The organism is Pseudomonas tensinigenes, from assembly GCF_014268445.2.
Classification (GTDB): domain Bacteria; phylum Pseudomonadota; class Gammaproteobacteria; order Pseudomonadales; family Pseudomonadaceae; genus Aquipseudomonas; species Aquipseudomonas tensinigenes.
Map to the genome: position 1 here is coordinate 5,302,082 of NZ_CP077089.1, position 19,073 is coordinate 5,321,154.

Below are 19,073 nucleotides of genomic sequence, written 5' to 3' on the forward strand. Positions count from 1 at the left end.
ATGATGACTCAAGACCACCTAGCAGTCATTTTAGAGCAAAAATCCTAGAATACCTTTGAAGCCCCGGTTTTCGGGGACTCAAAGTAAACGATCGCAGCCTTCGGCAGCTCCTACAGGAAATGCATTCCAAGGTAGGAGCTGCCGAAGGCTGCGATCTTTGTGTTTTTGACTTTTACGCGATATCGCGCAACTCGCGCCGCAGAATTTTCCCGACAGGCGTCATCGGCAATGACTCACGCAACACGATGTGTTTCGGCACCTTATACGCGGTGAAATTCTCTTTGCAGTAGGCCTTGAGCTCTTCAAGACTGACCCCGGTTTCCCGCGCCACCACAAACAGTTTCACCGCCTCCCCCGAACGCTCGTCCGGCACCCCGATCACCGCGCAGTTGGCGACTTTCGGATGGGCCATCACCACGTCTTCGATCTCGTTCGGATACACATTGAAACCGGAGACGATGATCATGTCCTTCTTGCGATCAACAATGCGCACAAAACCGTCCGGATCGATCACCGCAATATCGCCGGACTTGAACCAGCCCTCGGCATCCAGCACTTCGGCCGTGGCCTCAGGTTTGTGCCAGTAGCCCTTCATGATCTGCGGGCCTTTGATGCACAGCTCGCCGCGTTCGCCCATAGCCAGCTCGACACCATCGTCATTGATGACTTTCAGCAACGTGCCCGGCACCGGCAAGCCAACCGTGCCCAGCCGCGATTGATCGCCGTACGGGTTAGTGCAGGCCACCGGTGAGGTTTCGGTCAGGCCGTAGCCTTCGGTGATGCGGCAACCGGTTATCTGCTCCCAGCGCTCGGCGGTAGCTTTGACCAGTGCGGTGCCACCGGAGTTGGTGAGCTTGAGGCTGGAAAAATCGAGGGTCTTGAAATCCGCGTGATCCATAAGCGCCACGAACAAGGTGTTCAAGCCCAGCAGCGCCGAGAAGCGCCAGTTCTTCAGCTCCTTGATGAAGCCGGCAATATCGCGCGGGTTGGTGATCAGCACGTTGTGGTTGCCGGAAACCATCATGCACATGCAGTTCGCGGTGAAGGCATAGATGTGATACAGCGGCAGCGGCGCGATCATCACTTCCTGGCCTTCGCGCAGCAGCGGCTGGCCGTCCGGGCCGAGCTGGGCGAGACAGGCGCGCACTTGCTGCATGTTCGCCACCAGATTGCCGTGGGTGAGCATCGCGCCTTTCGCCAGCCCGGTGGTGCCGCCGGTGTATTGCAGCACGGCGATGTCGTCGAGGCTGACTTTCAGTGGCTTGATGCCCAGGCCGCGACCCATGCGCAGTGCGCTCTTGAAGGAGATCGCCTGCGGCAGCGAATACGCCGGGACCATTTTCTTCACTTTGCTGACCACGGTGTTGACCAGCCAGCCCTTGGCGGTGGGCATCAGGTCGCCCATCTTCGCTTCGATCAGGTATTGAATGTCGGTGTCGGGCAGCACTTCCTGGACTTTCTGCCCGAACATGTTCAGGTACACCAGTGCCCGTGCCCCGGAATCCTTGAACTGATGACGCATCTCGCGCGCGGTGTACAGCGGGTTGGTGTTGACCACGATCAACCCGGCACGCAATGCACCGAACACGGCAATCGGGTAATGCAGGACGTTGGGCATCTGCACGGCGATGCGATCCCCCGGGACCAGATCGGTATGCGCCTGCAAGTAACCGGCGAAGGCTGCGCTCTGACGCTCAAGTTCAGCGTAGGTCAGGGTGATGCCCATGTTGCTGAACGCCGGGCGATCGGCGAACTTCTTGCAGGAACGCTCGAACACCTCGATCACCGACTTGAACTCACCCATGTCGATGTCCAGCGGTACGCCGGCCGGGCGTTTGTCGTTCCAGAAATCAGGTTGCATTGTTCTTGTCCTCTTTACCTGAGCCGATCCGGGGCCGCTTTCTGTCATTTCTGAAAAAGCGGAGCTTCACGGACACTAGCAGTTATGGCCATTGAGGCAAATATGGACAAAGCCGTCATTGATCGTGTGAATCTTCCTGCCGTGGCGTGGGCTGATCAGACGCGCTATACAATGATCCGACTCTGAGCAAAGGAAGCGCCATGATCCACGACACCCTATGGCTGGACGCGAGTGACCGCAGCCGCCTCTTCGTCAATCAATGGCTGCCCGCAGCGCCATTGAAAGCGGTGATCCTGCTGGCCCATGGCATGGCCGAACACAGCGGCCGCTATGCACGACTGGCCGACACGTTTTGCGACAAAGGATATGGCGTGTACGCCCCGGATTTACGCGGACATGGCAAAACCGCCAATCACGGCACCCTCGGCCACTTCGCCGATGACGACGGCTGGTGCAAAGTGCTCGGCGATCTGGCCAGCCTCAATCAGCACATTGGTCAACAACACCCCGGTGTGCCGATTATTTTGTTGGGGCACAGCATGGGCAGCTATCTTGCCCAAGGCTATTTACTGCACCACAGCGCCAGTCTGCACGGGGCGATTCTCAGTGGTTCCAACTTTCAGCCTGTTGCGCTGTACGGCGCCGCGCGGCAGATCGCCCGTGTGGAGAAAATGCGCCAGGGAGGTAAGGGCCGCAGCGCGTTGATCGAATGGTTGTCGTTCGGCTCGTTCAACAACAAATTCAAACCGGTGCGCACACGCTTTGACTGGCTGAGTCGTGATCCCGCCGAAGTCGACCAGTATGCCAACGACCCGTTATGCGGCTTTCGCTGCACCAATCAACTGTGGATCGACCTGCTCGGCGGCTTGCAGCAGATCAGCAAAGCGTCCAATCTCGCGCAGATCGACCCGGGCCTGCCGGTGCTGGTAATCGGCGGCGAATGTGATCCGGTGAGTGAAGGCAAGCGTCTGACAGATCTGGCCAATGCTTTGCGCTCGGCCGGCAGCCAGCACCTGCAACTGAAGATCTACCCGCAGGCGCGGCACGAATTGTTCAACGAAACCAACCGCGACGAAGTGATCGCGGATGTGCTGGCCTGGATCGATCAGGCCCTGAGCCATCCGCGCCCTCAGCGCAGCGAATAATTTTTTCTGGATTCACTGAATCCGTCACAGGAATCGAGACCGATGACCCAGGTTACCAACATCCCTTACGAAGCCCTCGAAGTCGGCCAGACCGCCAGCTACAGCAAAACCGTCGAAGAGCGCGACATTCAACTGTTTGCCGCGATGTCGGGCGACCACAACCCGGTGCACCTGGACGCCGAGTTTGCCGCCGCCAGCATGTTCAAGGAGCGTATCGCTCACGGTATGTTCAGTGGCGCGCTGATCAGTGCCGCCGTTGCCTGCGAGCTGCCTGGGCCGGGCACCATTTATATCGGTCAGCAGATGAGCTTTCAGAAGCCGGTGAAGATCGGCGACACGTTGACCGTGCGTCTGGAAATTCTCGAGAAACTGCCGAAGTTTCGTGTACGCATTGCCACTCGTGTGTTCAACCAGCGTGATGAGTTGGTGGTGGATGGTGAGGCGGAGATTCTGGCGCCGCGTAAGCAGCAGACGGTGACGTTGCCTACTTTGCCGGCGATCAGCATTGGCTGATTGATTGGTGGGGTGTCAGTGAGAGCTTTCCCCCTCACCCCAGCCCTCTCCCCCAGGGGGGCGAGGGGGAAAGGGAGCCGATCTATGTGGATTTCAAATCCCTGGTTCGACCCGGTACCCCAGGTCGGCGTACCTCGAAAGAACACCACGATCAGTCCCCTCTCCCTCCGGGAGAGGGCTAGGGTGAGGGGCTCTTGCTTTGGCTTTCCACCAGACATAAAAAAACGCCAGACTAGCTGGCGTTTTTTATAACCGGCAAGCGCTTAAGAACGAGCGCGAGCCTGGTTACGCAGGGCTTTCACCTGGTCGTGGTTGCGTTGCACGCCGTGGTATTGGCGTTCAACCAGGTCACGAATACCTACCAGATTGTGCTTGTTGATCTTCTCGAGCGCTTCTTTGTAAGCCTTCAGCGCATGGTCTTCACCACGCTCGGCTTCGTTCAGCACAGCCTCTTCGTCCTTGCCGGTGAACATGGCTTTGACGTCGACCCAGCGACGGTGCAGGTCACCGCTGACGCTGGTGGAGGTTTCCGGATCGCCGCCCAGCTTGCGAACTTCGGCCTGCAGTTCTGCTGCAGCGGTGGCGCAATCAGCGGAGCGAGTTACAAACAGGGTTTTCAGTTCTGGATGCTTGATGTCTTCAGCGCAAGTCTTGAACCCTTCCTGACCGTCCTTGCTGGTTTCAATCAGGTCATTGAGTACAGAGATGGCTTCTTTATTCATGTCGGTCATTTTTCAATTCCTTGCGATTGGTTGAAGATGCAAGGGATATTGCAGTGTGCGTGCCAGCTTTTTTATTTATAGAATTTCGTTAATTATCAACAAGTTAAAGACAATTGAACTATCTGTATCACGGTTATTTGCATGATCTGTCATTTGGCCTGCATGCAGAATGCCTGTATTTTCCAAGCTGATTTGAGCTAGACGAAATCCCTGATGAATCCCGAAAAACTCGAACTGCTGATAACCCGAGAAATGCCCTTCGGCAAATACAAGGGCCGGATCATTGCCGACCTGCCGGGGCCATACCTGAACTGGTTTGCCCGTGAAGGTTTCCCGCACGGCGAACTCGGCGGCCTGCTCGCGCTGATGCAGGAGATCGACCATAACGGCCTCTCGGACTTGCTCGAACCGCTGCGCGCCAAACACGGCAAACCTGCCCCGCGCCATTGAAGCGCCCTCCTCTCTAGAGTCAGCCGACCATGCCCGATAACACCCGCCGCGCCCGTGACGAAGCCTTTTGGCAAACGTTCGCCGATCGTTACGACGTTCAACCCGGCCCCGTAAACCTGGAAAACGGTTACTTCGGGCGCATGTCGCGCACAGTAATCGAGGAATACCAGCGCAATATCGAGCTGATCAACACCAGCAATTCGGTGTACGTGCGCCAGCGTTTCGAGCAGCACGACAACCTCGATATCCGCGCGCAACTGGCCGAGCTGATTGGCGTGCGTGCACAGAGCGTCGCGTTCACCCGCAACGCCACCGAAGGCCTGCAATCGCTGATCCGCAACTACAACCGCTTGCAACCGGGCGATCAGGTGCTGATCAGTGATCTGGAATACGACACGGTCAAAGGCGCCATGCGCTGGCTGGCCAGACATCGTGGTGCCGAGGTGATCGAGATTGCCCACGCGCACCCCGCGAGTTACGACAGTCTGCTGGAGACTTACCGCGAAGCGTTCAGCGGCCACCCGAAGATCAAGCTGATGGCCCTGACTCACGTCACTCACCGCACCGGCCTGGTCATGCCGGTACAAGCCATCGCCGCGCTCGCCAAAGAGCATGGCGTCGATGTCATCCTCGACGGCGCCCACGCGCTCGGTCAGATCGAGTTCGATCTTGAAGCACTGGGCATCTCTTTCGCGGGTTACAACCTGCACAAATGGATCGGCGCACCACTCACCCTCGGCTTCCTCTATATCGCGCCGCAACGCTTGACCGATATCGATCCGGACATGGATGAAATGCATTACCCGGCCAATGATATCCGTGCGCGCACGTCGTACAGCACGCCCAACATTCCAGCGCTGATGACCTTGCCGCTAGTGTTCGAGGAGCACCGCTCCCTCGGCGGTGCGCCGGCCAAAGGCGCTCGCGTCAATTATCTGCGCAATCTGTGGGTCAGCGCGGTGCGACACTTGCCGGGTATCGAGGTGATGACGCCAGACGATCCACGACTGTATTGCGGCATCACATCGCTGCGTTTCACCCGCCACGATGATCAACAGGCGATGGCCGAGCGTCTGCTCAACGACTACAACCTGTTCACCGTGGTGCGCAACGGCGCAGCCAGCGGGCCGAGCATCCGCATTACGCCGGGGCTGACCACCACCGCTGCCGACATGCAGTTGCTGGTCCGCGCGCTGAACGAGCTGCGCTAAAACACCGCGCCTGTGGACTTCTCGTAGCCAGCAAGGCCGATCTGCGACGACACCGCAAAGGTGTCGACGCCGATCGTCAGGCTGCCGAAGTAGCCGTCCTCCGGGCCAGCGTCCGTGATCGGGCGCAATCCCAGCCGAACGGCATCGTTATCAACGGCTGTGCAATTGCAGGCACAGGGCAAATGCAGGCGCCCCGCCCAGGCCTCTTGGTACAGCTGCGGCTGTTGATCGTCATTGGCGATGGCGACGCTCAGAGCGATGCACGAAAAGGCAGTTTGCCGATCCGGGTAAAGGCTGGTGAAACGAACGATGCCCTTACTGTCGGTCGACTGACTGCCGCACAGTGTGTCGGTGCCAATGTGCTGCTCAATGCGAACCACGGCGCCACTGACCGGCTCGCCGGTCATGGCATCGACCAGGGTCAGCCGCAATAGAAGAGGCAAGCCTTCGACGCCCGCGCTGATGTTGCGCACCTTGCCCTTGCTGTTGTGCCAATCGAAACTGCCAACCACGGGCAACTGCCGCGGGTGCAGAGCGTTGATTGATAAAGCGACAGATTGATGGTCGTCCATGAGGCGTTCTCTCTTCCGTAAGATGAAAGCAGATTAGCGCCACGCAAACGCGGCTGTGCGGTAACTATGTATCGCGTCGTAACGGTGTCGATGTAGGAGCTGCCGAAGGCTGCGATCTTTTGATGTTGGCGCTCAAGAGCAAGGTCAAAAGATCGCAGCCTCGTTTCACTCGACAGCTCCTACATAGCTTCTACATAGCAATTTTCAGGCAAAAAAAAACGGTGCACCGACCAAGCGCACCGTAAAGCCGTAGAACACACAACGAAGTGTCTGGTAACAATCAGTCCAGCAGTGCCAACGCCTCGGCGGTGCATTCCTGAATACGCGCCCAGTCGCCGTTCTTGATCCACTCCGGATCAAGCATCCAGCTACCGCCCACGCACATGACGTTTTTCAGCGCCATGTAGCTCTTGATGTTGGCAGGACCCACGCCGCCAGTCGGGCAGAATTTCACTTCGCCGAACGGGCCGCCGAGGGCCTTGATTGCCGCCACGCCACCGCTGACTTCCGCCGGGAACAACTTGAAGCGGCGATAGCCCAGACCATAGCCTTCCATGATGCCGGAGGCGTTGCTGATGCCCGGCAACAGCGGAATCGGGCTGTCGACGCTGGCTTCCAGCAGGTCACGGGTGATGCCCGGGGTGACGATGAATTGCGAACCGGCCGCTTCGGCCGCCGCGAGCATGTTGCGATCGAGCACGGTGCCGGCACCGGTCATCAGTTCCGGGCGCTGGTCGCGCAGGATCTGGATGGCCTTGAGGCCGAACTGCGAACGCAGGGTCACTTCCAGCGCGGTCAGACCACCGGCGGCCAGGGCGTCGGCCAATGGCAGCACGTCCTGTTCGCGAGCGATGGTGATCACCGGCAGGATCCGCGCCTTGGCGCAGAGGCTGTCGATCAGGGCAACTTTGTCCGCCATGGAAACGGTCGGGGATGGGGTTGTCATAGCGGCTGTTCCTTGGCTCATGGGCACCAGTAAATCTCTAACGTAGGTTGCAGAAACGCGCGCACCGGCATGGCGGCGACGTCGTCGGATGCCAGTGCGGCATTCAGGGTGGTCAGTTTCGACTGACCGGAAATCGACAGAATCTTGTGCCGGGCCGAAGCCAGCAAAGCACGGCTCATGGTCAGACGCTGACGCGGCACGCTTGGCGCCAGCATCGGCCAGCAACGGCGTGTGCCATCGGCTTGCAAGGCTTCGGTCAGGTTCGGGCTGTCGGGGAACAGCGACGCGGTGTGCCCGTCATCGCCCATGCCCAATACCAGTACGTCAATCGGCGGCAACTCGGCGAGCAGACGATCGGCCTGTTCAGCAGCCTGCTCGACGTTGGCCGCCGCGCTATAAAGGCTGAGGAACTGCGCCTTGGCCGCCGGGCCTTTGAGCAGATACTGCTTGAGCAGGCCGGCATTGCTGTCGGCGTGTTCAACCGGTACCCAGCGTTCGTCGGCGAGGGTCACGACGACCTTCGACCAGTCCAGCTCCTGCTTGGCCAGGTGCTGGAAAAACGCCACCGGGCTACGACCGCCCGACACCACCAGCACCGCGTTGCCGCGTGCCGCAATGGCCTCGCTCAATTGCTTGGCGACGTTCAGCGCCAGACCTTCGGCCAACAGCACCGGGCTCTTGAATTCATGAGCGTTCACGCCCGCAGGCAGTTGCACATCAGATATCGCCATACCACGACCTCCCGTCCCGCGTGATCAATGCAATGGAGCTCATCGGCCCCCACGACCCGGCCGCATACGGCTTGGGCGCGTCACCGGATTTTTTCCACCCGGCGATCAGCTGGTCACACCATTTCCACGCGGCTTCGATTTCATCTTTACGGACAAACAGGTTCTGATTGCCGTTCATCACTTCCAGCAACAACCGCTCGTAGGCATCGGGGATCCGCGCGCTACGCCAGGTGTCGGAGAAATTCAGTTGCAGCGGCCCGCTGCGCAGTTGCATGCCTTTGTCCAGGCCCTGCTCTTTGGTCATCACGCGCAAGGAAATGCCTTCGTCCGGTTGCAGGCGGATGATCAGTTTGTTGCTGATCTGCAGGCGTTGTTCCGGCGCAAAAATGTAGTGCGACGGTTCCTTGAAGTGGATGACGATCTGCGACAGTTTCTGCGGCATACGCTTGCCGGTGCGCAGGTAGAACGGTACGCCGGCCCAGCGCCAGTTGCGGATGTCGGCACGCAGGGCGACGAAGGTTTCAGTGTCGCTCTGGGTGTTGGAATTCGGTTCTTCGAGGTAACCCGGAACGGATTTGCCTTCGCTGTGGCCGGCGATGTACTGGCCGCGTACCACCTGAGTGGTGAGGCCTTCCGGGCTGATTGGCGCCAGTGCCTTGAGCACTTTTACTTTCTCGTCACGGATGCTGTCGGCGGACAGGTCGGCCGGCGGATCCATGGCGATCAGGCAGAGCAGTTGCAGCAGGTGATTCTGGATCATGTCGCGCAGCTGGCCGGCCTTGTCGAAATAGCCCCAGCGGCCTTCGATGCCGACCTTCTCGGCCACGGTGATTTCCACGTGGGAGATGTAATTCTGGTTCCACTGGGTTTCGAACAGGCTGTTGGCGAAACGCAGGGCGATCAGGTTTTGAACGGTTTCTTTGCCCAGATAATGGTCGATGCGGTAGGTGCGGTTCTCCGGGAAGAACTGCGCCACGGCGTCGTTAACCTTGCGCGACGATTCGAGGTCGGAGCCGATCGGCTTTTCCAGCACCACACGGGTGTTTTCTGCCAGACCGACTTTCGCCAGGTTCTCGCAGATCGCGCCGTACACCGCGGCCGGCGTGGCGAAGTAGGCAATCATGCGTTGCGTGCTGCCAGCCAGTTCGGCCAGCGCCACATAATCTTCGGATTTGAGGAAATCGACGTGCAGGTAGGTCAGGCGTGCGAGAAAACGCTCGGCGACGGCCTCGTTCAGCTCTTTGCCCACATAGCGACGCAGTTCGGCGGCGATGAACGCCATGTGCTGTTGCTGGGAACCTTCTTCACGGGCCAACGCGATGATGCGCGTGTCCTCGTGCAGCAGGTCGGCGCCATCGAGGTGATAAAGGGCAGGAAACAGCTTGCGCAGGGCCAGATCGCCAAGCGCGCCGAACAAGGCAAAGGTGCACGGTTCAACCGTAATCGAAGGCATGATGTTTGTTCTTTTATCAAGTTAAGCTACAAATACCTTTTTTCAAGGCATCACTCAAGGGAAAATGTAGTAATAACCACAACATTTTCGCAAAATACAGATTCCGAGTGGTGGTCAGTCGGAGCCATCAGTAGGATAGGCCACCGTTACGGGCCATATCAAAGGCCCAATTTGCATAGCCCGGCGCACCTTTGCGCAGGTGAATTAGGAATTCCATATGGACCGCGTGCGAAATTTACTGGAACAGATCCAGAGTCGCCTTGAAGACCTGAACAAGGCCGAACGCAAAGTCGCCGAGGTGATCCTGCTCAACCCGCAGCAGGCCACCCGCTTCAGCATCGCCGCCCTCGCCCAGGCAGCCTCGGTGAGCGAACCGACGGTCAACCGTTTCTGCCGTTCGTTCGGTGTCAGCGGCTATCCCGAACTCAAACTGCAACTGGCGCAGAGTCTGGCCAGCGGCGCGGCGTATGTCAGCCGCGCGGTCGAGGCCGACGACAATCCAGAGGCGTACACGCAAAAGATTTTCGGCAGTGCCATTGCCTCGCTGGACAGTGCTTGTCAGGCGCTGGACCCGAACCTGATCAGCCGCGCCGTCGACCTGTTGATTCAGGCGCGGCAGATCCACTTCTTCGGCCTCGGCGCTTCGGCACCGGTGGCACTGGATGCGCAGCACAAGTTCTTCCGCTTCAACCTGGCGGTGACCGCGCATGCCGATGTGCTGATGCAGCGGATGATTGCTTCGGTGGCGCACACCGGTGAGTTGTTCGTGATCATTTCCTACACCGGTCGCACCCGTGAGCTGGTCGAGGTGGCGCGTATTGCTCGCGAGAACGGCGCTTCGGTGTTGGGTTTGACGGCGGAGAATTCGCCGCTGGCCAAGGCGAGTACCTTGAGCCTGAATATTCCGCTGCCGGAAGACACCGACATCTATATGCCGATGACGTCGCGGATCATTCAGTTGACGGTACTGGATGTGTTGGCGACGGGAATGACGTTGCGTCGTGGCGTGGATTTCCAGCCGCATTTGCGCAAGATCAAAGAGAGCTTGAATGCCAGCCGGTATCCGGTGGGTGACGAGTTCAACTGATCCGGAATCTCGGCTGACTGATCCGGCCTCTTCGCGAGCAGGCTCGCTCCCACAGGGAAATGCATTCCAAATGTGGGAGCGAGCCTGCTCGCGAAAGGGCCAGTCCATACACCGCGAAACCCTCTAAGCCGCCGCCCACGCCTGCAAGCTCAAATGCGCCTTCTCCCCCGGCGCCAGATGCAGACTGTCCGTCCCGCCCGCCGCCGCTTCCACACAGACAAACTCGGAAATCTCATCCCACGTCACGCCCAACAACGGCCGCGCTCCAGGATGCCAGACCACCGTGTCGGCACTGTCGCCGGTATCGATGCACAACTCGCGCTGCCAGGCGTGATCTTTCAACTGCAATTCACCGTCATGCTGGAACACTCGCTGACAGCCGCCATCCACCCGCAACTCGCCTTCCTGCTGGCAAACCTGGCGATTCAACTGGTCATAACCCTGCGCCCCTTCGAGCCCAGACAGCGCTATCTCACCGACATCGCCAATACGCCAGTAAGCATGCAAAGCCTGGCTCAACTGGCACGGCATGTCATCCTGATGCTCGGTGCTCAGGCGTAATTCCATGCGTTCACCCAGATGTGCGTGCAGGTCAACCTGCCAGTCGCACAGCTGCAATTGCCAGTGCAAGCGCACGCCATCTTCGGCGCTGCTGCTGTCGAGCAACTTCCAGTCGAGCAAACGCGCCCAACCATGCGATGGCCAGGCGTTTTCGCTCGGATGACGGCCATACCAAGGCCAGCACACCGGCACACCACCGCGAATAGCGCCGACATGCGGCCACTTCGCCGCACACCACAACCACGGCTTTTGCCCGCGCGGCTGAAAGTGCAGCAACTGCGCGCCCTGACGACTGAACACCGCCTGACACAGCGGGTGATCGATCACCAACACGTCGCGCATCTGATAGCGCTCCCAGGCGAACACCGGTTGTTCACGCAGGGATTTGAAGAAGCGTTGTAGCGGATGCTCATGCATTTGCCACGATCCTGAACTCGTCTTTCACAGGGGTGCGCCGCCCCCAAAAAAAAGCGGACAGCCTTGGCTGTCCGCAAATATGCGCACATAGAGAGGAGCTTATCGCAGACGCGTTAGAACGTAGACTGAATTTTCAGGCCAGCGACCAAAGCGTTATCAACTTCATCCACACCACCCGGGTGAGTGATGTACTGCAGGTTAGGACGTACGGTCAGCCAGTTGGTGACGTGGAAGCCGTAGTTGATCTCGTAGTTGTATTCGGTTTCACGAATCGGCGAGAACACCGGGTTGTCGTAATCCGAAACACCGTTGGAAGCGTTCAGCAGTTCGGCGTTTTTCTTCACGTCGTCGTTGACGTGGATACGCGCCGCACCGATACCGACGTCATCCTTTGGACGCGCGTCGAATGGGCCTTTGTAGACAAACATCACCGACTGATAGTTGTCGATGAAGTTGGTGTCTTTGTCGTGGAACGTGGCGTTGGCCGCGATGTTCAGACCGCGGGTCGCATCACCGTTATGGCTGGTGAGTTGCTGTTGCGCCACGAACCAGTAGCCGCTTTTGCTGCTGTGGGTTTTGTAGGCGTCGCCAGTGGTGGCTGCGTCGAAACCGTTGACGTCTTCACGAACGTCGTCGGCATCGGCCGTGCTCTTGTAGTAACCCACACGGTATTCGCCCGGCAGGCTGTTGACCTTCGGCGACCAGACCAACTCAACCGGCAACACAGTACCTTTGGTGCCGCTGCCGCTGAGCTTGAAGCCGTTGCCGTGTTCCAGCTGCGACGGGTTCTGGTTGTACGCGCCGATCTGCGCGTAGAGCTCGTCGTTGATGTTGTACTTCACACGGATCGCGGCCTGGCTGACGGGCCAGTTGTACCAGATGTTGGTCGCCCAGTTACCCACTTGCGAACCGCAGAACGCCAGGTTCTGGAAGTCGCACGGGAAGGTGTTGAAGTCTTCGCCTTCACCGAAGTAACCGGCCTTGACGTCGAGCTTGTTGTCGAAGAACTGGTGCTGAATCCACAACTGGGTCAGACGCACCATGTGGCCACGGCCGTAAACTTCTTGCGAGGAGCTGAGGGTGCCGGCACGCGGATCGCCAACGCGGTCGTTGGAGATGTTGTAGCCGTTACGGTTAGTCAGCTGGATCTTCGCCTGGGTGTTATCCCAGCCCCACAGCTTTTGCAGATCGAGTGCCACGCCCAGACCGAACTGGTCAGCGTAACGCGCGGTCTTGTCGTCGTTGTAGCCACCGTTCAGGTTGCCACCGACTTCCCCAACGTAGTCGGCCTTGATGTCGATACCCTGCTCGATCAGCTTGGTACGCTCGCCACCCCAGTCGCCGGTCATCCATTTCGAATCGGAACTGAAGGCATCCGCCGCCATGGCGTTACCGGCCAGCACCAAGGCCGCCGCAGCCGACACTTGGCAGATCAACCGGGCATTGACGTGTTTCTTTTTCATCCCTACATCCTCGTCTTTATTGTTATTAACTGTTTTTATCTAACGCGGTTTACATAAAGTGCGATGGATTACAGGCCATCCACCGCGTGCTCCTTTGTGGGAGCGAGCCTGCTCGCGAATGCGGTGTATCAGGCGACATCAATGCTGGATGTCAGACCGCTTTCGCGAGCAGGCTCGCTCCCACATTTGTTCTTCAGCGGCCTTTGAATTGCGCCACGTTCGCAGACCGCGCATCGGTCTGTGGTTGCCCGGCAGTGCCGAGGCGCTCGCCAGTATTGGCATCGAACAACAACACTTTCGACGGATCGAATTGCAGCGTCAGGTTCTCGCCCACCTGCGGTGCCACATCCGGCGCCAGACGGCAGCAGACTTTGGTGTCATTCAAATTGACGAATACCAGGGTGTCCGGACCGGTCGGCTCGGTCACCTGCACTTCGGCACGGATGCTTGGCAGGCCATTGCCCTCGCCGTTCGCCAGAACGATCTGTTCCGGGCGCAGGCCAAGGATCACTTCGCGATCTTCCAGACCAGCATCCTGCATGCTCATCGGCAATTCACAACGGGCCTGACCACTGTCGAGCAGCGCCAGCAGACGACCGTCCTTGCGTTGCAGGCGCAGCGGGATGAAGTTCATCGGCGGCGAACCGATGAAGCTCGCCACGAACAGGTTGGCCGGGTCGTTGTAGATCTCTTTTGGCGTGCCGAACTGCTGGATGATGCCGTCCTTCATCACCGCAACTTTGTCGCCCAGGGTCATCGCTTCGATCTGGTCGTGGGTCACGTAGACCGTGGTGGTTTTCAGGCGCTGATGCATCAGTTTCATTTCGGTGCGCATCTCGACGCGCAGCTTGGCGTCGAGGTTGGACAGTGGTTCGTCGAACAGATAAATCTTCGGCCGACGCGCCAGGGCACGGCCCATCGCCACACGCTGTTGCTGACCACCGGAAAGCTGACCCGGCTTGCGATTGAGCAAGTGTTCGATCTGCAACAGCTTGGCCACGCGCGCGACTTCCTCGTCGATCGCGGCCTGCGGCATCTTGCGAATCTTCAGGCCGAATTCGATGTTCTCGCGCACGCTCATGGTCGGGTACAGCGCGTAGGACTGGAACACCATGGCGATGTCGCGATCCTTCGGGCTCATCCCGCTGACGTCCTGATCACCGATCATGATCGCGCCGCCGGTGATGGTTTCCAGACCGGCGATGCAGTTCATCAGGGTCGACTTGCCGCAGCCCGACGGGCCGACGAGGATCAGGAATTCGCCTTCCTTGATCGACAGTTCGATGTTCTTCAGGGTGTCCGGCAGGCCGGCACCGTAGGTCTTGTTGACGTTGCGAAGTTCGAGCGTTGCCATGATTACCCCTTGACCGCGCCGGCCGTCAGCCCGCGCACGAAATACTTGCCTGCGACCACATAGACCAGCAGGGTCGGCAGGCCGGCGATCATCGCCGCTGCCATATCAACGTTGTATTCCTTGGCGCCGGTGCTGGTGTTGACCAGGTTGTTCAGCGCCACCGTGATCGGTTGCGAATCACCGCTGGAGAACACCACACCGAACAGGAAGTCGTTCCAGATCTGGGTGAACTGCCAGATCAGGCAGACCATGATGATCGGCGTCGACATCGGCAGAATGATCCGGCGGAAAATCGTGAAGAAACCCGCACCGTCCAGACGTGCAGCTTTGACCAGCGCATCCGGAATGCTCACGTAGTAGTTACGGAAGAACAGCGTGGTGAACGCCAGGCCGTAAACCACATGGATAAACACCAGGCCGGTGGTGGTGCTCGCCAGGCCCATCTTGCCGAGGGTGAACGAGGCCGGCAGCAGCACGGTCTGGAACGGCAGGAAGCAGCCGAACAACAGCAGGCCGAAGAACAACTGCGAACCGCGGAAGCGCCAGAACGACAGCACGTAACCATTCAACGCACCGATGGCGGTGGAGATGATCACGGCCGGAACGGTGATCTTGATCGAGTTCCAGAAGTAACCGTCAACCGTGGCCCAGGCCTTGACCCAGCCGATGCCGCTGACCACGGTCGGCCAGCTCAACAGGTTGCCGGTGCTGATGTCTTCCGGGGTCTTGAAGCTGGTCAGCAACATGACCACCAGCGGCACCAGGTAAAGCAGTACGGCGAGGATCAACACCGCGTAGATCGCGATGCGACTCAGGCTGATAGCAGGTTTGGCAGCGAGACTAGTCATTGCGCTTGGTCCTCAGCTCGGAATACAGGTAAGGCACGATGATCGCGAGGATCGCACCGAGCATCAGAATCGCACTGGCCGAGCCCATGCCCATCTGGCCGCGACTGAAGGTGAAGGAATACATGAACATCGCGGGCAGGTCGGAGGAATAACCCGGACCACCGGCAGTCATCGCCGCGACCAGGTCGAAGCTCTTGATCGCGATGTGCGCCAGAATCATCACTGCACTGAAGAACACCGGACGCAGGCTTGGCAGCACCACTTTCCAGTAGATCGTCGGCATGCTCGCGCCATCGATCTGCGCGGCACGGATGATCGATTGATCAACGCCACGCAGGCCGGCAAGGAACATCGCCATGATGAAGCCCGAGGCTTGCCACACAGCGGCGATCACCAGGCAGTAAACCACGCGATCCGGGTCGATCAGCCAGTCGAGACGGAAGCCTTCCCAGCCCCAGTCACGCAACAATTTGTCCAGGCCCATGCCCGGGTTGAGCAGCCATTTCCACGCGGTACCGGTGACGATCATCGAGAGCGCCATCGGGTACAGGTAAATGGTGCGGATAAAGCCTTCGCGACGGATGCGCTGGTCGAGAAACACCGCAAGCAACACGCCAATCACCAAGGTGATGCCGATGAACATGCCGCCGAACACCGCGAGGTTTTTGCTCGCGACCCACCAGCGATCGTTGTCGAACAACCGCGCGTATTGCGCCAGACCGGCCCACTTGTAGTTGGGCAGGAACGTCGAGGTGGTGAACGACAGCACGAACGTCCACAGGATGTAGCCATAGAAGCCCACCAGCACGATGAACATGCTCGGCGCCAGCACCAGTTTTGGTAGCCAGCGCTGCAATGCATCGAACGGCGAGGCCTTGCTGAACACAGCAACAGAACTCATGGGGAAATCCATCAAAAAAAGTGAAGAACAGCTACAAGCTGCAAGCTGCAAGACCGATAGAGCTCAAGCTTGTAGCTTGTAGCTTGCGGCTTGCGGCTCGCAGCTTGCCGTTACGGCTTATTTGGACGACTTGATCGCTGCGCCAAGTTTCTTGGCGGTGTCGGCCGGGTCGGCTTTCGGGTCGTTGATGTAGTTGGTCACGACATCAAAGAACGCGCCTTGCACCGCCAGCGTGGTCGCCATGTTGTGCGCCATGCTTGGCTGCAGGCCACCGGATTTGGCGTCCGCCAGGAAGTCCTTGGCAGCAGTCTGGGCGCAGGAGTCGAAACCGAGTTTCTCCATGTTGTTCAACATGTCGTTACGCACCGGGATCGAGCCTTTGTTGATGCTGAAGACTTTCTGGAAGTTCTCACCCAACACGACTTTGGCGATGTCCTGCTGACCGGCCGCAGTGCCTGCGTCCTTCTGCTTGAACACGGCCAGCGAGTCGATGTTGTAGGTGAACGCCTTGTCGGTGCCCGGGAAAGCTACGCACTCGTAGTCCTTGCCAGCGACTTTCTTGGCAGCGGTCCATTCGGACTTGGCCCAGTCACCCATGATCTGCATGCCGGCCTTGCCGTTGATGACCTTGGCCGCTTCCAGGTTCCAGTCCTGACCTTTGCCGTCGGCGTCCATGTAGGTCGCGACTTTCTTCAGCTCGGTCAGCGCCTTGACCATTTCCGGGCCAGTCAGCGCGGCGTTGTCCAGATCAACCAGGGCTTTTTTGTAACCATCGACACCCATGACCGAAAGCACGACGGCTTCGAACACGGTGCTGTCCTGCCAAGGCTGACCGCCGTGAGCCAGCGGAATGAAGCCCGCAGCTTTCAGCTTGTCGCCAGCGGCATAGAATTCTTCGAGGGTGGTCGGGTTCTTGGTGATCCCGGCTTTCTTGAACACTTCCGGGTTGATCCACAGCCAGTTCACCCGGTGAATGTTCACCGGCACGGCCACGTAATCACCGTCGTACTTCACGGTATCGGAGACTTTCTTGTCGAGCAGGCTGTCCCACTTTTCCGACTTGGCGACGTCTTTCAAAACGTCGGTGTCGAGCAGGCCGGTCGACGCCCATTCCTGGATGTCCGGACCTTTGATCTGAGCGACGCCAGGCGGGTTGCCGGCAACGGCACGGCTTTTCAGCACGGTCATGGCAGTCGCACCGCCACCGCCGGCGACAGCGCCGTCTTTCCAGGTGAAACCGTCTTTTTCGACTTGCGCCTTGAGCACATCAACGGCAGCTTTTTCGCCACCGGACGTCCACCAGTGCACGACTTCGACCGAACCTTTGGATTCGGCAGCGGAAACACTGAGAGGCAGAATTGCGAGCGGGAACAGGGAGGCGACAGAAATGACAGTAGCGAGGCGAGAAATCGCATTCATCTGAGATGTACCTTTCTTGTTGTTATGCATTGCAAGTCTGGTGCTTGCGCTGCACAGGAGTTTAAACAGGACGTTTCCCCTCGCAGGTAACGAAGGGACGCGCGAATGTCACCACATGGTTACACAGGACTGCTCTGGGATAACTGTGCCAGCGCAGTCGCCATACTGGGTGACAAGGGTAGACGCGGAATCAGCACGGCTTGCCAGGCGTGATACAGATCGGGTTTGCCCGGCCAGATATCGGCGCTGGGGATGTTTTGCGGGTTGAGTTCGTGGTGCCAACTGCCGTCGCAACGGTCGATGAAATTCACTTCGCAGAATTCCCAGAACAGTCGGTACCAGCTTTCGTATTGCGCATCGCCGGTGCGCTTTAGCAACGCGCTCGCAGCAGCGCTGGCTTCAGCGTGAGTCCAATGCAAGCGGTGGCGAACTACCGCTTTGTTGTCCCAGTCGAGGGTGTAAATGATGCCCGGCAAACCATCGACGTCCCAACCGTTGCGGCAGTTGTTCTCGAACAGTTTCTGCGCATCGGTCGCGAGCCAACCGGGCGTGAGCATGCCGGCCTGCACCCGCGCCGCTTCGAGGTGCAGCAGCAGCCGCGCCCATTCGAAACCGTGGCCCGGTGTGGTGCCATAAGGGCGGAAACCGTCGGCAGGATTATCGTGGTTGTATTCGCGCAACGGCTGCCAGTCGCGGTCGAAGTGCTCGATGACCATGTAACCGTTGCCGGCGGCGTGACCGTGGATCACCCGCTCGACGATGCGCTGCGCACGCACCAGCCAGCGCGGATCTTCAGTGACATCGGCCAGCGCGAGAAACGCTTCGGTGGCGTGCATGTTGCTGTTGGCGCCGCGATAGGCTTCTTCTTCGCTCCAGTCGCGATTGAAGAATTCGCGCATGGCGCCCTCTTCTTCGCTCCAGAAATAGGTGTCGATGATGTCGATAGCATCATCGAGCAACGCTTGCGCGCCGGGACGTTGCGCGATCACTGCAGAGCTCGCCGCGAGTGCGACAAAGGCATGCAGATAAGCATTCTTGCCGGTGTTGTCATCGCGGTGTTCGGCGACCGCGAACCAGCCGCCGTGCAGTGCATCACGCAACGGCCCGCGCAAGGCGGCGATGCCGTGATCGACCAGTTCGGCGAAACCCGGCAGGCCCTGAATGTGGGCCATGGCGAAGCTGTGGGTCATGCGCGCGGTGTTCATGGTTTCGGCTTGCGCGTTCGCTGGCAGACGGCCGCGTTCGTCGAGGTTGCCGAAGCCTTGTGGGAGTTTTGCTGCCTTGGCGAAATCCAGCAGACGCAGGCCTTCGGCGGCGAGCCATTGCTGGTGGGCAGGGGCATTCAGCCAACTGCTGAAGCCGGGTTGGAAGAGATCCATGGGTGGCCTTTTTTGTTGTTATGACTGCGGGCAGTCTAAA

General features: G+C 59.0%; 18 protein-coding genes. 5 read left to right on the forward strand and 13 right to left on the reverse strand.

Annotated features, from left to right (window positions below; genetic code table 11):
- Positions 1-172: 172 nt before the first annotated feature.
- On the reverse strand, positions 173-1,861 hold the full coding sequence (gene fadD2 / locus HU718_RS23575; protein WP_186614526.1) for a long-chain-fatty-acid--CoA ligase FadD2: 1,689 nt from the start codon (positions 1,859-1,861) through the stop codon (positions 173-175).
- A gap of 200 nt (positions 1,862-2,061) precedes the next feature.
- Between fadD2 and HU718_RS23580 the strand changes: the two genes are divergently transcribed.
- Positions 2,062-3,006 carry an alpha/beta hydrolase gene (locus HU718_RS23580; protein ID WP_186614524.1) on the forward strand — a complete coding sequence of 315 codons (945 nt, stop codon included), beginning with the start codon at positions 2,062-2,064 and terminating at the stop codon, positions 3,004-3,006.
- Positions 3,007-3,048: 42 nt separating this feature from the next.
- Positions 3,049-3,519: a MaoC family dehydratase gene (locus HU718_RS23585; protein WP_003227420.1), complete on the forward strand. Its 471-nt coding sequence runs from the start codon at positions 3,049-3,051 to the stop codon at positions 3,517-3,519.
- A gap of 263 nt (positions 3,520-3,782) precedes the next feature.
- On the opposite strand, the gene HU718_RS23590 is transcribed toward HU718_RS23585, so the two are convergent.
- A complete protein-coding gene (locus tag HU718_RS23590) occupies positions 3,783-4,250 on the reverse strand; it encodes a ferritin-like domain-containing protein (RefSeq protein WP_038369175.1) in 468 nt (155 codons plus the stop codon).
- Between the two features lie 204 nt (positions 4,251-4,454).
- Between HU718_RS23590 and HU718_RS23595 the strand changes: the two genes are divergently transcribed.
- Together HU718_RS23595 and HU718_RS23600 are read left to right on the forward strand one after the other, a co-directional pair.
- Positions 4,455-4,691 (forward strand): DUF3820 family protein, encoded by a 237-nt coding sequence (locus HU718_RS23595; RefSeq protein ID WP_003227425.1) that lies wholly within the window; start codon positions 4,455-4,457, stop codon positions 4,689-4,691.
- A 29-nt stretch (positions 4,692-4,720) separates the two neighbouring features.
- On the forward strand, positions 4,721-5,902 hold the full coding sequence (locus tag HU718_RS23600; protein WP_186614522.1) for an aminotransferase class V-fold PLP-dependent enzyme: 1,182 nt from the start codon (positions 4,721-4,723) through the stop codon (positions 5,900-5,902).
- Here the strand turns inward: HU718_RS23600 and HU718_RS23605 are convergent.
- The 4 genes from HU718_RS23605 to zwf all read right to left on the reverse strand — a co-directional run bounded on the left by HU718_RS23605 (position 5,899) and on the right by zwf (position 9,604).
- Positions 5,899-6,474, reverse strand: a complete 576-nt coding sequence (locus tag HU718_RS23605; RefSeq protein ID WP_186614520.1) for a peptidase associated/transthyretin-like domain-containing protein — start codon at positions 6,472-6,474, stop codon at positions 5,899-5,901. The two genes, HU718_RS23600 and HU718_RS23605, sit on opposite strands and share 4 nt — an antisense overlap.
- 280 nt (positions 6,475-6,754) lie before the next feature.
- Complete coding sequence (locus tag HU718_RS23610; RefSeq protein WP_008082815.1) at positions 6,755-7,420, reverse strand: bifunctional 4-hydroxy-2-oxoglutarate aldolase/2-dehydro-3-deoxy-phosphogluconate aldolase; 666 nt, start codon at positions 7,418-7,420, stop codon at positions 6,755-6,757.
- A 17-nt stretch (positions 7,421-7,437) separates the two neighbouring features.
- A complete protein-coding gene (gene pgl / locus HU718_RS23615; RefSeq protein WP_186614518.1) occupies positions 7,438-8,151 on the reverse strand; it encodes a 6-phosphogluconolactonase in 714 nt (237 codons plus the stop codon).
- Positions 8,138-9,604 carry a glucose-6-phosphate dehydrogenase gene (zwf, locus tag HU718_RS23620; RefSeq protein ID WP_186614516.1) on the reverse strand — a complete coding sequence of 489 codons (1,467 nt, stop codon included), beginning with the start codon at positions 9,602-9,604 and terminating at the stop codon, positions 8,138-8,140. Before zwf ends, pgl begins: the two co-directional genes overlap by 14 nt.
- 226 nt (positions 9,605-9,830) lie before the next feature.
- Between zwf and HU718_RS23625 the strand changes: the two genes are divergently transcribed.
- Positions 9,831-10,691, forward strand: coding sequence for a MurR/RpiR family transcriptional regulator (locus HU718_RS23625; RefSeq protein ID WP_171057240.1), 861 nt, complete (start codon positions 9,831-9,833; stop codon positions 10,689-10,691).
- 123 nt (positions 10,692-10,814) lie between these two features.
- Here HU718_RS23625 and HU718_RS23630 read toward each other — a convergent pair whose 3' ends face one another.
- The 7 genes from HU718_RS23630 to HU718_RS23660 form a co-directional block, all read right to left on the reverse strand.
- Positions 10,815-11,669 carry a D-hexose-6-phosphate mutarotase gene (locus HU718_RS23630; protein WP_007917868.1) on the reverse strand — a complete coding sequence of 285 codons (855 nt, stop codon included), beginning with the start codon at positions 11,667-11,669 and terminating at the stop codon, positions 10,815-10,817.
- A 113-nt stretch (positions 11,670-11,782) separates the two neighbouring features.
- Complete coding sequence (locus HU718_RS23635) at positions 11,783-13,132, reverse strand: carbohydrate porin (protein ID WP_095126181.1); 1,350 nt, start codon at positions 13,130-13,132, stop codon at positions 11,783-11,785.
- A gap of 193 nt (positions 13,133-13,325) precedes the next feature.
- On the reverse strand, positions 13,326-14,486 hold the full coding sequence (locus tag HU718_RS23640; protein ID WP_102900194.1) for an ABC transporter ATP-binding protein: 1,161 nt from the start codon (positions 14,484-14,486) through the stop codon (positions 13,326-13,328).
- Between the two features lie 2 nt (positions 14,487-14,488).
- A complete protein-coding gene (locus tag HU718_RS23645) occupies positions 14,489-15,334 on the reverse strand; it encodes a carbohydrate ABC transporter permease (RefSeq protein ID WP_007917872.1) in 846 nt (281 codons plus the stop codon).
- The gene (locus HU718_RS23650) at positions 15,327-16,235 is read right to left on the reverse strand and encodes a carbohydrate ABC transporter permease (RefSeq protein WP_007917874.1); all 909 of its coding nucleotides are present in this window, start codon (positions 16,233-16,235) and stop codon (positions 15,327-15,329) included. Before HU718_RS23650 ends, HU718_RS23645 begins: the two co-directional genes overlap by 8 nt.
- 117 nt (positions 16,236-16,352) lie before the next feature.
- The gene (locus HU718_RS23655; protein WP_095121282.1) at positions 16,353-17,654 is read right to left on the reverse strand and encodes an ABC transporter substrate-binding protein; all 1,302 of its coding nucleotides are present in this window, start codon (positions 17,652-17,654) and stop codon (positions 16,353-16,355) included.
- A 119-nt stretch (positions 17,655-17,773) separates the two neighbouring features.
- On the reverse strand, positions 17,774-19,033 hold the full coding sequence (locus tag HU718_RS23660; RefSeq protein ID WP_186614514.1) for a D-mannose isomerase: 1,260 nt from the start codon (positions 19,031-19,033) through the stop codon (positions 17,774-17,776).
- Positions 19,034-19,073 lie beyond the last annotated feature (40 nt).